Annotated in this window: 11 protein-coding genes; 8 read left to right on the top strand and 3 right to left on the bottom strand. The window is 54.9% G+C overall.

Annotation, left to right across the window (positions count from 1 at the left end; all coding sequences use genetic code 11):
• Positions 1 to 37: 37 nt before the first annotated feature.
• Both NXS99_RS06450 and NXS99_RS06445 read left to right on the top strand, forming a co-directional pair.
• Positions 38 to 1,288 carry a DUF3068 domain-containing protein gene (locus NXS99_RS06450; protein ID WP_259287841.1) on the top strand — a complete coding sequence of 417 codons (1,251 nt, stop codon included), beginning with the start codon at positions 38 to 40 and terminating at the stop codon, positions 1,286 to 1,288.
• Positions 1,285 to 2,958: a hypothetical protein gene (locus tag NXS99_RS06445; RefSeq protein ID WP_259287840.1), complete on the top strand. Its 1,674-nt coding sequence runs from the start codon at positions 1,285 to 1,287 to the stop codon at positions 2,956 to 2,958. The genes NXS99_RS06450 and NXS99_RS06445 overlap by 4 nt, the downstream gene beginning before the upstream one ends.
• Here NXS99_RS06445 and NXS99_RS06440 read toward each other — a convergent pair.
• Entirely contained in the window at positions 2,871 to 4,028 is a 1,158-nt protein-coding gene (locus tag NXS99_RS06440; protein ID WP_259287839.1) for a glycosyltransferase family 4 protein, read from the bottom strand. The two genes, NXS99_RS06445 and NXS99_RS06440, sit on opposite strands and share 88 nt — an antisense overlap.
• A gap of 276 nt (positions 4,029 to 4,304) precedes the next feature.
• Here NXS99_RS06440 and NXS99_RS06435 point away from each other — a divergent pair, with 276 nt between their 5' ends.
• The gene (locus NXS99_RS06435) at positions 4,305 to 5,003 is read left to right on the top strand and encodes a class I SAM-dependent methyltransferase (protein WP_259287838.1); all 699 of its coding nucleotides are present in this window, start codon (positions 4,305 to 4,307) and stop codon (positions 5,001 to 5,003) included.
• A 302-nt stretch (positions 5,004 to 5,305) separates the two neighbouring features.
• On the opposite strand, the gene NXS99_RS06430 is transcribed toward NXS99_RS06435, so the two are convergent.
• Entirely contained in the window at positions 5,306 to 7,138 is a 1,833-nt protein-coding gene (locus NXS99_RS06430) for a phosphoenolpyruvate carboxykinase (GTP) (protein WP_259287837.1), read from the bottom strand.
• 518 nt (positions 7,139 to 7,656) lie between these two features.
• On the opposite strand from NXS99_RS06430, the gene trmB reads away from it, so the two are divergent.
• The 5 genes from trmB to NXS99_RS06405 are packed head-to-tail and all read left to right on the top strand — an operon-like array spanning position 7,657 to position 13,216.
• On the top strand, positions 7,657 to 8,433 hold the full coding sequence (gene trmB / locus NXS99_RS06425) for a tRNA (guanosine(46)-N7)-methyltransferase TrmB (RefSeq protein WP_259287836.1): 777 nt from the start codon (positions 7,657 to 7,659) through the stop codon (positions 8,431 to 8,433).
• Entirely contained in the window at positions 8,430 to 9,128 is a 699-nt protein-coding gene (locus NXS99_RS06420; protein WP_259287835.1) for an NYN domain-containing protein, read from the top strand. The genes trmB and NXS99_RS06420 overlap by 4 nt, the downstream gene beginning before the upstream one ends.
• 14 nt (positions 9,129 to 9,142) lie before the next feature.
• Positions 9,143 to 11,773 (top strand): MMPL family transporter, encoded by a 2,631-nt coding sequence (locus NXS99_RS06415; protein WP_259287834.1) that lies wholly within the window; start codon positions 9,143 to 9,145, stop codon positions 11,771 to 11,773.
• Positions 11,718 to 12,827: a YbhN family protein gene (locus tag NXS99_RS06410; protein WP_396124830.1), complete on the top strand. Its 1,110-nt coding sequence runs from the start codon at positions 11,718 to 11,720 to the stop codon at positions 12,825 to 12,827. The genes NXS99_RS06415 and NXS99_RS06410 overlap by 56 nt, the downstream gene beginning before the upstream one ends.
• A gap of 23 nt (positions 12,828 to 12,850) precedes the next feature.
• A complete protein-coding gene (locus tag NXS99_RS06405; RefSeq protein WP_259287832.1) occupies positions 12,851 to 13,216 on the top strand; it encodes a DUF3054 domain-containing protein in 366 nt (121 codons plus the stop codon).
• 11 nt (positions 13,217 to 13,227) lie between these two features.
• Here the strand turns inward: NXS99_RS06405 and NXS99_RS06400 are convergent, their stop codons facing one another.
• A complete protein-coding gene (locus NXS99_RS06400) occupies positions 13,228 to 14,385 on the bottom strand; it encodes an HNH endonuclease (protein WP_259287831.1) in 1,158 nt (385 codons plus the stop codon).
• Between the last annotated feature and the right edge of the window lie 143 nt (positions 14,386 to 14,528).

The raw sequence follows: 14,528 nt of genomic DNA, 5'->3' as shown, positions 1-14,528 counted from the left end.
TCAAGCATTAAGTCAGGGTTCAAGTAAGGGAGTCACAATGACAGCTTCACACATGCGGCAGTATTGGCGCGCATGGCTAAGTTTCGGCATTGCTGGACTGTGCTTGATCAGCGCAATCATAATTTCTGCGGTGGTCTTGCCAACACTGAAACCTCTGGCAACCACAACGACGCACACGCTGCGCTCAGAACCGACGCTGGCGACTGTCTATAATCCGGATACCGTTTGTGCTGCTGGTATGTCGAATGATTGTCATATTCAGCTCACGCAACTGATTTCCACGACGACGGTCACGACTACTGCTGGCGAGCATTCAGATCCAAAGAAAGCCGACTTGCAGGTTGGGCTGCATGCACACACCAAGTTTGACACCATCGCACCACAGCAAACACTGATCAATATTGACGACTCCGTGCAGCTGCTCAAGAACTCCACCTTGCCGGCTACGGATCCACAGTCACAGATCACCGTCAGCGCACCGGCGTTGCATTTACGATTCAGCACCGATAGTTTTGCGCGCGATGGGGTGCAGTATTTCTTCCCCTTCCAAGCGGAGCGTCGCAGTTATTTATATTTCGATGCGTTGGCCCAAGATAGCTACCCCATTGATTACGCTGGCACAGTGGCAATCGATGATATTCCTGCTGCACCGCCGATTCGGAGCGATGAACCTGTCACGACCACTCGTCACGGGGAAACGGCGTGGGTGTTTCAGCAGTATATCGCGCCGATTAATCTTTCCGATTCGGTATTTCGTGCCTTCACACAGCCGCAAGTTATCACCGATGACCCCACCGCGCAGCCATCTGCCACAGCGATTGATAGGTCCAAGCAGTTTTCCATCGACGCGCTTCGGCTGCAAGGCGCTGCAGATAAGTTCTACCCCGACGGCACTACCGATACCGTTCAGTTGCATCCGTATTACACAGTGCAGCGGCGAGTGTGGGTCGAGCCGACTTCTGGCGTGATCTTACACCAGGTAGAGGATATGTATCTGTTTGCAGCCCGTGATGACGCGGATGCCGCTGTCACGGCCGCACAAGCCGGTTTCCGTCACGACTTTGACCGCATGATTACCAAAGGCGATCCGTATCGCACGTTACTGCAGGCCAGGTTCGCCTGGGACGAGGCCACTCGCACCCAACAGCGCATGCATGCTGCTGAAATTACCACATCATTGTTCCGTATTCGCCTCTACCCATATTTATTAAAGCTGGTCGCCGCCATCTTTGTGATTCTTACTCTCCTGCAGATCCGCAACCAGCGCCGTCGTCGTCACGCCTCATGATTCCTGCTTTTCGACGCTGCTTCGGCCCGCATGCCCAGATGCAATCAGAATCGTCTTCGCTGTGGGTCACGATGCTGCTGTGGTTGTGGGCGAGTTTCTTAATAGGAAGTATGCTCGGGCCGCTGTTCGGACCTGGGGAATTATTCCTGCGCGATATGGTGGTGCTGGATCATCCGAGGTTGATTCCTTCTGCTGTGGGATTCGGAATGCTGCCGGCGAGAAATGTTCCACAAGATGGGGTGCTGGCGTTGGTTGGCATGCTGGTGCCTGCCAGCTGGTTCGTGCGGGTGGTGCTGCTTGCGGCAGGTGCGTTCGGCGCCTGGTGTGCAATGTGCTGTGCACGTACCACACCTGCAAAGTTCGCAGCCGTTGCCATGACGCTGGCAAATCCGTTTGTGATCGAGCGGCTGTTGCAGGGGCATTGGGGGTTGGTAATAACCGCGTGGGTATTGCCTGGTATTTATGTGTGGCGAAAGCATCCCAAGCGGGTTGTGCTGCTGCTTTGGGTATGCTCGCTGACTCCCACAGGTGCGGTGATTGCGCTGGTCTTTGCGCTATGCGTGGTGCGGTCGCGCCTTGTGATCGTGATTGCTGGGCTGCTCAGTAGTTTGCCATGGCTGGTACCATCGCTGATTACGCCAAGTAGCGCGGGCATTACAACCGTCTTTTTAGGTCGCGCCGAAGCAGGTGTTGGCACCCTTGGAACATTCTTCACCCTCGGCGGACTCTGGAATACCAGCGCAGTCCCCGACTCGCGCAATGCTGGCTTTGCGACGATTGGCCTGTTGGTATGGTTTGCGCTGGTGCCATTTATTCCACGCCGATTATGGTTGCCCAGCCTGATCGGTATCGGTGGGTTTGTTCTACTCTGGCTTGGGCCATCGACATTGATTTTTGCCACAATTCCAGGAGCTCAACTGTTTCGAGATTCTTCAAAACTCGCATTGCTGCTCATTCCAGGACTGGTCGTCGCCACAGGACGCTTCCAACTTCCTCGTCTTCGGCTAGCACCATTGTTCTTAAGTATCATGATTGTGGCACAAACCCCAGATGCGCTCGTAGCGTTGCAGATGTTGCAGCCGGTGCAGTTCGATGTCGAGGATGGGGTTGGAGCCGAGCGCGGTGGCGGGTCTGGGGTTGAAGCCGAGCGCGGTGGCGAGGCCGCGGGCGTTGGTGCGGCTGATGGCCAGGCCGATGCGGCGAGTGCGACCTCCTCCAGCGAAAGCGGAGATCAGGCGAGTGCCAACGATGCTGCAGCCCGCGCAGCTACCTACAACTTCGCACCGAGTAACCATGTTCTCCTTCAGCTCGATCATGGCGGCTTAGTGCGCATTGGTGACCGAATTGGGGTGGATCCCGCCACCAAAATGCAAGAGATCCTGCATAGTGGCAGTCTTGTCGTGCACACAGATACCGGTAGCGTGGTGGCAGATCCAATTAATCCGGTGTTCCTGCAGGCAAAAGCTGCTTGGTTCCGTCACGATACGAAGCTGCTCGATGAACTGGGCATCTGCTACGTTCAGCATCAAAACGTAGTGCATACGCGCACGTGTCCAGCACCATATACCACCAACTGGCGGTATCAGCTAGGGGTTGGGCTGCTGGGATTATGGTGCCTGGTGCCGGTTGGGGTGGCATTGTGGCGTCGTAAAGCAACGGTTAAGAGCTGAGCGATCTGCTGGCCAGTGTCTTCCCACCGGTACCGCTTGCTTTGGATATACGCGGTCTGCCCGAGGCGGGTAAGCTCGTTGGGATTGTGTAGCAGGCGCAACAGGGCCTGCTTCAAGCTGGTACGCCCGGCCACCAGCAAGCCTGTACGGTTGTGCTGAATAGAATCCTGCAGTCCGCCTGAGCTGGTATATCCGATAGTTGGAACGTGGTGTTGAGCGGCCTCGATCACCGCTAATCCCCAGCCTTCTTTGCGCGAAGGCATCAGGTGCAAGGCGGCGCGGTCAAGCAAGGCGTGCTTGACCTCCTCGGCGACATGTCCGTGGAACACCACATTTTTGGCTTGCAGATTTGCGGCATAAATTTTCAGCTTTTCGGCCCACCAGCCATCACCGATGACATCGAGCACGAGATCCGGTTGATCGTGGACGGCCCAAATGGCGTCTTCAATCTGCTTGTGCGGCACCAGACGTGCCAAGGTGACGATGTGCGTGCGCGGATCCGGCATCAGTTTGGAGTAGTGCTCAGGAACCGGATCAATACCATTGCGCACAATTGAAATGTTCTCGGGCAAGAAGCCAAGATCAATTAATTCCTGCTGGCTTGGTCGCGAAACTGTGACGACCAAGCTGTGACGATGCACCCAAGGTGAGACTTTCGACTCGAGCCACCATCCTAATTTTGCCACCAGTGCTGTTGCCACCGACCACTGTTCCTTGTGGCAATGGTGCGTGAGCAGCACCGTTGGGCGACCAGAAAAGCACTTGGCGAAAAATGGAATACCATTTTGGGTATCGACCACCACATCGGTCTTGGCAAGTGGACCAATGCCAAGTCTTCCCAGCAGCATGAACACCGCCGCGTGGATGTACACCCCATATTTGCCGCCAGATCGAAGGATACGGAACCCGTTGCGGTGGGTGCGTCGAGAAGCATGCGGAAAACGGGCGGTGAAATAGGTGACCGTATGGCCACTGGCTGCTAGATGCTCAGCGACTCGTTCAAGGTAGCGTTCACTGCCACCTCCTTGCGGATGATCCAAATCGCGCCAGCATAACAGCAAAATATTCATAACCATTGCTATCTTAGCCGTTGCAACAAGATCGGTTAAAGTAAGTATATGGTCAGTCTGCCGCAATTCATCCGTTCTCGTATGCTTGGTGCTCGGTTTCGTATGGCTGGAGGGCGGTTTCGAGGGCAGGGTTCGCGGCTGCCTCGGTGTGCCCAGCTGCTGACGGTTGGTGCGCGGCTGCGCGGGTGCGTGCGGCTGCCTCGAAGCACGCGGCTGCCTCGGTGTGCCAAGCATGCCACCTTGCAAAGATCCTGGCAATTGCTGCAGGCAGTCAGGGTGGAACAAACCACGCCGGCAATGTTTTATTCCCTCCTTGCCCGCGACACCGCCCAACTACTTGCCGACCTGCGCCACGATCTCTCCCACACCAGCTTGGCCAACGCGCGCGTGCTCGACGTCGGCGGCGGACCAGGCTATTTCGCCGATGCCTTCGCCAGCCACGACGCCCACTATATTGCGCTCGAGCCAGACGTAGGCGAGATGGCAGCAGCCGGCATCACGATTCCCAACGCGGTGCGCGGCGATGGCATGGCGCTTCCGTTCGCCGATAATTCCATGGACATCGTGTATTCCTCGAATGTCGCCGAGCACGTGCCGCATCCTTGGCGCATGGCAGATGAGATGTTGCGCGTCTGCAAGCCGGGCGGGCTGATGGTGCTCAGTTATACCGTCTGGCTTGGGCCTTTTGGAGGCCATGAAACCGGCTTTTGGGCACACTACCTCGGCGGCACCTATGCTTTACGACGCTACCAGCAACGCCACCATCGCCTTCCGAAAAACATCTTCGGCACTTCTTTGTTTGCCGTTAGCGCAAAAGCCGGGTTGAAATGGGGAAACCAACAACGTGATGAGCACGCTGTGACGTTTTTCCCAAGGTATCATCCGTGGTGGGCGTGGTGGATTATCCACATTCCCCTATTAAGGGAATTTTTCACGTCCAATCTTGTGATTGTCGTTCAGAAAAAGGATCGCTGAGCCTGGAATTGAAGGATAAAGCGCTGGGTGTGGCCAGGTTATAGGGGGCGATGTGTGCGCGGTGCCTGGGCGGTGCCTACGCTACGACGTGCGGGAGGCTGCGGACGGCGGCGCGTCGTCAAGCAACTGCCGTAAGCTGTATAAACCTGCGCAACACTACTTCTCATGCAAGCTCCAAGTAGCTGACTGCCGATCGTATCGTCGGATTCAGTGCTTGCGCATCACGGCTGTGTGCACATCTTCGGGGCAAATAAAAACCCGCACCCAAAAAGGGTGCGGGTTTTTATGCAAACTTATTATGCTTAAGCGGTTGCGTCTGCGATGCGCTTCTTCAGAGCTTCGAACTCTTCGAAGACCTCAGCTGGAACCTTATCGCCGAGGAACTTGAGGTATGCCTCATTGTCCTCGAGGTCCTTTGCCCACATCTCTGCAGGAGCGGTGAGTGCCTCAGCAACATCTTCGGTGCTGTAGCCCTCAAGACCGGAGAGGTCGAGGTCCTCAACGCGCGCGGTGTTACCAACAACGGTAGGCTGAGCTTCAACCTTGCCCTCGATGCGGTCAACGATCCACTTGAGAACACGGGAGTTGTCGCCGAAGCCTGGCCACAGGAAGCGACCGTCTTCGCCACGGCGGAACCAGTTGACGAGGAAGATCTTTGGCATCTTGTCGCCGCCCTTCTTGCCCATGTCAATCCAGTGCTGGAGGTACTCACCAGCGTTGTAGCCGATGAATGGCAGCATAGCCATTGGGTCGTGACGCAGTGCGCCAACAACGCCTTCAGCAGCAGCGGTCTGACCGGAGGAGAGCAGGGAGCCAACCATGGTGCCGTGATTCCAAGAGAAGGTCTCGGTTACCAATGGAACGGTGTCTGGACGACGGCCGCCGAACAGGATTGCGTCGATACGCACGCCCTTTGGATCGTCGTATTCTGGTGCAATGATTGGGCACTGATCCAATGGAACAGCGTAACGAGAGTTTGGATGAGAAGAATCTACGCCAGACTCTGGGGTCCAGTCGTTGCCATGCCAGTCGATGAGGTGTGCAGGTGGCTCATCGGTCATGCCTTCCCACCAGACGTCGCCGTCATCGGTGAGTGCAACGTTGGTGAACAGGGTGTTACCTGGCTCCATGGTCTGCATTGCAATTGGGTTGGACTTGTAGTTGGTACCTGGTGCAACGCCGAAGAAGCCGTTCTCTGGGTTGAATGCGTACAGGTGGCCGTCTTCACCGAAGTGGATCCAAGCGATATCGTCGCCAACAACCTGAGCCTTCCAACCTGGGATGGTTGGGGTAATCATAGCAAGGTTGGTCTTGCCGCAAGCTGATGGGAATGCAGCTGCGACGTTGTAGTTCTTGCCTTCTGGGTTGGTGAGCTTCAGGATGAGCATGTGCTCAGCCATCCAGCCTTCTTCCTTTGCCATGACAGAAGCGATACGCAGCGCGAAGCACTTCTTAGCAAGGATTGCGTTTCCGCCGTAGCCGGAACCAAAGGACCAGATTTCCTTGGTCTCTGGGAAGTGGGTGATGTACTTCTCGTCGTTGCATGGCCATGCAACATCTGCTTCACCCTCAGCAAGTGGGTGACCAACGGAGTGCAAGCAACGAACGAAGTCATTGTCACCGAGACGATCGAGAGCAGCCTGGCCCATGCGGGTCATGGTGCGCATGGAAAGTACAACGTATGCGGAGTCGGTGAGCTGAACACCGATCTTTGGCTCATCTGCGCTCAGTGGACCCATTGCGAAAGGCACAACATACATGGTGCGGCCACGCATGGAGCCGGTGAAACGGCCGGTGAGTTCTTCCTTCATCTTGGCTGGGTCATACCAGTTGTTGGTTGGGCCAGCACCATCCTCATTCTCAGAGCAGATGAAGGTACGGGATTCGACGCGAGCAACGTCAGAAGGGTTCGAACGTGCCAAGAAGGAATTTGGACGCTTCTCTGGGTTCAAACGGATCAAGGTACCAGCTTCAACCAGCTCACTGGTCATGCGGTCCCATTCTTCTTTGGAGCCGTCTGCGAAGACAACGCGATCTGGCTGGAACATTTCAACGTTCTCAGCGATCCACTGCAGCAGCTTCTCATTCTTGGTTGGAGCCTCGCCTACAAGGCCTTTAATTACCACGTTAGACATCATTTCTCCTGACGTATGCGACGTGTATCGAGTAGTGTTTCCACCAACCAAGATTACTCAGTTTCAAGCGGTTGAAAACTCAAAACCAGACAGTAACAAACATCACAACGCGCCCCTAGATGTGGCATATTCGGTCGTGTCCTGCACAAATGTCATTACCACTGCCCTGTTATACCGGCCTCCACCCCGAGTGTGACAATTCTCAACCTACGTTTTTTACCCGACAATAGGGGTAAAAATGACGCCTCGCGCATCTACTATCCGCAACTTCGGTCATAAACCAACGTCAAAACCTCCAACACACGGTCATGAACTCACATAAATCAACACGAATCGCACATCAATCAACATCAACGCTGCATAATCACCAACAAACAGCAATATTTCCCACATCCATCGCACATCCATCACACTTCCACCACCCTGCTCACCGTGCCCACCGTGTTCACCAGCATCAAAACGGAATTTCCTTAATAGGAATATTGTGCTTAATACCGCAACAAGGCAGAATAATAAGGATGTCTATTTCCGATAATTCTGATACCCAAATTGGCGAGCTCCCAACCGGACGCCCGCTTCAAACCGATTTCAACGCCGAGTTCAACAACGACCTCGATTACCCACGCCTCGGCACGGTCAGTTTCCGCCGCGGCACCCTCACCGACAACCAAACCGCCATGTGGGCTGAGCACTGGCCACGTCTTGGCAAAGTCTTAAGCAATGAGCGTATCGACGTCGCCAGCTGGTTTAATCGTGAAGGTGCTCGCACAATCCTTGAGATTGGTTCCGGCACCGGCACCTCAACTGCGGCAATGGCTCCTTTAGAAGCCGATACCAATATTATTGCGTGCGAATTATATAAGCCTGGTTTGGCCAAGCTCATGGGCGCTGTTGTGCGTGGTGAGATTGAAAATATTCGCATGATCCGTGGTGACGGTGTCGAGGTTTTGACCCGCATGTTCGCCCCTGAGTCCCTCGATGGTGTGCGTATTTTCTTCCCGGATCCATGGCCAAAAGCACGTCACCACAAGCGCCGCATTTTGCAGTCTGGTGTGTTGAACCTCATTGCTTCTCGACTCAAGCCAGGCGGCATTTTGCACGTCGCAACTGACCACGCTGACTACGCCGAGTGGATCACCGACCTTACCCACGTCGAAAAGCAATTAGAGTTCCACCCTTGGCCATGGCCAGAGTGCCCACAGCTGACGGATCGCCAGGTTATTACCAAATTTGAAGGCAAGGGCTTGAAGAAAGACCATGTCATTACTGAATTTCTCTGGAGTAAACGCTCATGACAACCACTGACTCCAGCAGCTTGCACTACGACCTCGACACCAGCTTCACCCCAGGTGGTCCCGGCATTCCCGCCGAAAACACCTTGTTGCTGGTTTGGGACGCCCCAAATATCGACATGGGACTCGGCTCCATTTTAGGCGGCCGCCCACAAGCCTCTCATCGCCCGCGTTTCGACGCCGTGGGTCGCTGGCTGCTGGCAAAAGCCGGCGAGTTGAGCCACCACACCAAAGTTCGGGTTGAGGCCGAGGCGACAGTGTTTACCAACGTCACCAACGATGGTGCCGACGCGATTCGCCCTTGGGTCGAAGCTTTGCGAAATATCGGTTTCGCCGTGTTCGCCAAGCCAAAAGTCAATGACGATACCGATGTTGATCCCGATATGCTGGACCACATTCGGCGTCGTCACGCAGAAGGCGTGCTGCAAGGTGTGGTGGTTGCATCTGCCGACGGCCAAAACTTCCGCGACACCCTCGAACAGCTTGCCGACGCAGGCGTGCGAGTCACAGTTTTGGGATTCCACGAACACGCCTCTTGGGCCGTGACCAGCGAAAACCTCAACTTTGTGGATCTCGAAGAAATCCCTGGAGTTTTCCGCGATCCACTGCCACGCATCAGCCTTGACTCACTGCCAAGCACCGGCGCCTGGCTGCAACCATTCAGGCCACTGTCCGCGTTGCTCAACAGCCGTAGCTAAACCCAAGGAAAAACATGTTCCACAAATGGGGCGCATTCGCCTACCGCCACCGCCGCATAGTGCCGCTGGTGATCATCACCACGATCATGGCGCTTTATGTCAGCTTCGGCATGCAGCTCGGAGATCGACTCAGCCAAGAAGGCTGGGACGACCCCGGCTCGTCCTCGACCGCGGCAGCAATAATTGAAGCCGAGACCTTTGGGCGGGATAGTCGGGGCGACGTGATTTTGTTGTTCCGGGATGAACAAGGCATCGAGAAGTCTGCCCAATTTTCCTCTATTAAGGAATTTTTGGAAAAACTCAAGGTCAGCCACCCTGAGCAAATCAAGTCAATCACGAGCTATTTCGAGAAGCGCACCCCTGCGTTGCGCTCCGAGGACGGGACCACGGCTTTTGCCGCTATTTCCTTAATAGGAGATGGTGAGCAAACCCTCAAAGACTTCCGCACCATCCTCCCCTCCCTCTCCCCCACCTTCCCCGGCGTAACCGTCGAGCTCGCGGGTGCCACCGCAGTCGCTGACGCCCTCGATGCCGGCATGTCTGGCGACATCCACCGCGCCGAGCTGTACGCCTTGCCTGCGGTTGGTTTGTTGCTGCTGTTCGTCTTTGGTTCGGTGATTGCGGCGTTCATGCCGTTGATTGTGGGCGGCTTGTCGATTTTAGGTTCGCTTGGCGTGTTGTCGGTGTTGGCTGGTTTTGCGCAGGTCAATGTGTTCGCCCAGTCTGTCGTGACGCTGTTGGGGCTGGGCCTGGCGATCGATTATGGATTATTCATGGTGTCGCGTTTCCGCGAGGAGCTGGACCAGGGCGCTTCGGTCGAGCAGGCCGTGCGCACGACAACCGCAACTGCCGGCAAGACCGTGGTATTTTCCGCCGCGATGGTTGCTGTTGCCCTTTCTGGCCTCCTCATTTTCCCGCAGGCCTTTCTAAAGTCGGTCGCGTATGGAGCAATGAGCGCGGTTGGCTTGGCCGCTTTGCTATCGGTCACGGTGTTACCGGCAATTTTCGGACTCGTCGGCACCCGCATCAACGCCTTTGCGTTACGACGCACTCACGTCTCCACCACCAACCTTGCCAGCTCCTTGTGGTATCGCATCCCAGCGCGCGCCATGAACAAGGCCAGCTTGTATACCGTGGCCATCGTGGTTGGCTTGATCATTTTCACCACCCCACTTGCGGGCATTAAATTCGGCGGTATTAACGAAACCTATCTGCCACCTGCCCATACGGTTCGTAGCGCCCAGACGCACTTTAATGAGACCTTCCCGAATTTCCGCACCGAGCCTATTAAGCTCGTGGTGACCAACGCGACCAATGAACAATTGGTCAGTATCGTGCAGCAGGCCAATGCGATACCGGGCTTAACCGGCCGGTTTGCACCAACTGCCCCAACAAAGGACGGCACCACGATCCTGGCGGCTGGTATTACAGACCGCAAGTACCATGAATTCGTCGTCAAGCAATTGCGCGATATTGCACCACCTGATGGCGTTCAGCTGTACATCGGAGGCACGCCAGCGCTGGAGGTCGAGTCGGTCGAGGCGCTGTTTGACAAGCTGCCGTGGATGGCGCTGTATGTGATTGTTGCGACGTTTATTTTGATGTCGCTGGTTTTTGGGTCGATGATTCTGCCGGCGAAGGCCATCATCATGACGATCCTTGGCATGGGCGCCACCCTCGGCATCCTGACCGCCATGTTTGTCGACGGCATCGGCGGGCAGCTGCTCGGCTACAGCGCCGGCCCGCTCATGAGCCCCGTGCTCGTGCTGATCATGGCCATCGTTTACGGGCTGAGCACCGACTACGAGGTATTCTTGCTCTCGCGGATGGTGGAAGCGCGCGAGCAGGGCAAATCCACCGATTCCTCTATTAAGGAAGGCACCGCCCATACTGGCGGTATTATCACCGCCGCCGCCTTAATTATGATCGTGGTTTGCGGCGCCTTTGGCTTCTCCGACATCGTGATGATGAAATACATCGCGTTCGGCATGATCTTCGCCCTGCTTTTCGACGCCACCTTCATCCGTATGCTCTTAGTGCCTGCCGTCATGCACTTGCTGCGTGAGGACAACTGGTGGGCGCCAACCTTTATTAAGAAAACATCGCGATATTTGGGCCATGCTGCACAACCGCAATCAGCCGGAATACCGCTGCAAGCCGAATCTGCGGAATCCACCACTCAGCCAGATTCCAACGAGGAAGCAACTACTGAAGTCACCGATGAATCCGAACAAGATTCCTTAATAGATGAGAAGGAATCGCCCGACTATCTCGTCGTCGCTCTCCCTCACGGCGCCGCACCTGCACCAGCTCTGCGCGGCGACCAGTTGCACGTCGAAAATGGCGCTGTTCGCATTCCACAGTCAGCATTTGTGAAGCCAAAAACGAATGACGATACCGCTGTAATTCCAAAACCTGCGGATGATATTCCGGAGCCGTTGAAGGCAAGCAAACCGGTTACTGCGGAGGCTGCTGCGCCTGCGGAATCACCTTCGGAGGCCACTGCGACTGAAAAAGAAACTCCTATTAAGAAAGCTAAGGTCATTGACCGTACAATCGCCGGTCGTAGCGGTCGTCTGGTCACGGAAGATGAAGAGCTCGTTCCTTTCAGTGAGCTGCTCAAACGACTCAAAGAAGAAGGCTAACCTGTTACTTAATAAGTGGGTTCGGTTTTTAGGACCGCTGGCGATCATCTGCGCAGCGGTCTTCTTACTGCGCAATAAACTGCCGTTCTTTGCTGACGCTTACCAACAAATGCTGCAAGCCGATCCTTTCAGCCTGCTTGGCGCGTTCGCTCTGATCCTGCTCTCTTTATGGGCAATGGCAGAAGTCATGCGCCTGCTGCTGAGCGTCGGCGGCGATCGACTCCGCGTCACACAAACTCTCGCGCTAACGTTCATCGCAAATTCATGGTCCTCGAGCTTCCCCGGCGGCGCCGCCATCTCGACGATGTACCAATTCCGCACGATCCGCAGGTGGGGAGTCAGCTCAGTCATCTCATCCTGGTTCATCATCGTCTCGGGCGCCTTATCGACGACATGGTTGATCGGCCTCGGCATCCTTGCAATTGTCTTTTTCGGCGCCACTTTTTCAATCGGACCACTGATCAGTTCATCCCTGTTAATGGCCAGCTTGGCTGCCCTTGTCTGGTGGATTGCGAAACACCCACAGCCAGCCTCCCGATTCTTTATTAAGGTAATTGAAGCCATCGGCAACGCTCTCAACCGCGATGTTCACCCGATGATCACTGTCGTCGAGGAAAGTTTCAAACAACTTTCAGCGGTGTCCTTAAGTCTTCGAAAATTCTTATGGATTTCTCTCTTAAGCCTCATGAACTGGCTGTTTGAAATCTTTGCTGTATGGATTTGCGTCTGGAGTGTCACTGGTGTGTTGCCTGGCACCGAACCGGTCCTTAATAACACAACATTCATGGGTGTTGTGTTAGCTTTCGTCACAGCAAAGATCGTCGGCACTGCCCAAGTCACGCCTGCCGGCATTGGACCAGTTGAAGCCGCCATGACCGCGAGCTTCGTTGCAGTCGGTATGACTGCTGCTGGAGCTTTTAGTGTAGTGGTCGTCTACCGAATTTTGTCGTTTGCTCTCATCACTGCGATCGGTTGGCTGGTATATTTCTTTTCAGTTGCTCATGGTGGTATGAAAGCGCAGGATTTCATTACGAGCGATTCAAAGTTACAGTAGCGCCGACCAGAAACGAGTTTTACATGAAAACCCTTGCAATTGATTTAGTCATAATCCTATTTTTTGCCCTGCTTGCTCGCCTTGCACACGGCGGCCTTGAACCACTCGCTGTCCTTCATACGTGGTGGCCATTTGCACTGGGTGTACTCGTCGGCAACGCAAAGTTTCTCTTTCAAAAAATTGAAGGCACAAAGATTACCGACGGTATTTTCGTCTGGGCTGTAACCGCACTGTTCGGCTTAATCATTTGGGGTATTCGCCACTCCGCCATCCCACACTGGTCATTCGTGATTGTCGCGAGCCTAATGTCTTGCTTACTGCTCGTTGGTTGGCGCGTCTTCGCGTACTTTTTCCTTAATAAGAAATCACAAGAGTTGCGGCCTTATTAAAGGCCACCCGCCTACTCCAACATTCTCCTGCTACTCGCCATCGCGTTGAACTCCTGCGCCGCATGCCGATTTCGCCTGGTTCTACCTTTGTAGTCGTAGAACCAGGTTAATCCGGTTTTCGGGTCCTTAATAACGCGCCCATGTTTTGGCCGCTCAGGATCATCATCATTTTCCAAATTATGCCTTCGACACAGCGGACACAAATTCTCTAACGAAGTCTCCCCACCGCGCGAAAATGCCTGTATGTGATGCATTTCGCACCGCACCGCCGGCGTATCACAGTCTGCGTGCTGACACACCAGGTGATTAATAATCGTCAAGAATCGATCGCTGTGATCCGCCAGCCGCTGTATATCAAACACCTGCTGCGCCCGCGGCACCCCGTTGCGATCATTAAAACACGTCACCGCAAATCCAAATTCATGCACTTTCGCATCCACAAGTTCCTTAATATCCAGCACAACGCCATCACTATTCACGACCTGCCCCGTCTCCAGCATGTGCGCGTCCTTAATAGGCAACAAGAAGCACGGCCGATGCCGCAAATCCAGCGGATTCCTCGGATTTTCCTGCTTCTCGACGCTCTCCAGCGCCTCCCCAGCCCCTAATACCCGGCTCATCAACGCCTTTGCATATCCTTCAGCTTCACTGACTGCCTGATGTTGCGCCGCCATCGCCCGAGCTTGCGGAGTCAGCGTGTGCCGCAGCCGATCCACATATTCCGCCGGCATCTTGGCAATCAAATACTTCATGCCATCATGATCCTCATTTGCCGAATACCGCAAATACCACGCCCGCGTCGGCACGTGCCCCTCGTTCAGCTTCTTCGCCAGTTCCCGAATATGCTTCCGCAGCTCCCGGTGCGTCAACCCCGCGCATTCCTTAATAAGCTCACTGCGCAACTTCGCAATGTCTACTTCCGGATTTTTCACCCGACGATGCACACTTGCAATCTCATGCAGCCTATCGACGCTGTATCGGTACCTTTCAGCCGCCTTCAAGTCCCGCACCTTCAACGCCTTAATAGTGCTCAGCATTGCCGATGCCCTGGTAGTTGAAATATCCATCGCGTCGGCTAGCTCAGTAACCGTGTACCCGGCCTCTTTGATCGCGCGCAGCAATCCCACTCCTTGTGGAGCCAGCGCTGCGTACTGTTCGATCAAATTCATAGCACCATCAAACCAGCCTCCGATTCGCGCTTCAACTGAACTCGACGTGAGATATATCGCGGAACCAAATGAGTCTTTTCCTCGTCTAATTGATGTCGACCCTAATTCTGCCCTTTTCAGCCAGCACCCCATCGTAGAGAACA

The organism is Corynebacterium sp. HS2168-gen11, assembly GCF_024834075.1.
In the GTDB taxonomy this organism is placed as follows: Bacteria; Actinomycetota; Actinomycetes; order Mycobacteriales; family Mycobacteriaceae; genus Corynebacterium.
Note: the sequence above shows the minus strand (reverse complement) of the source record. Positions and strands in the feature narration are given on the sequence as shown.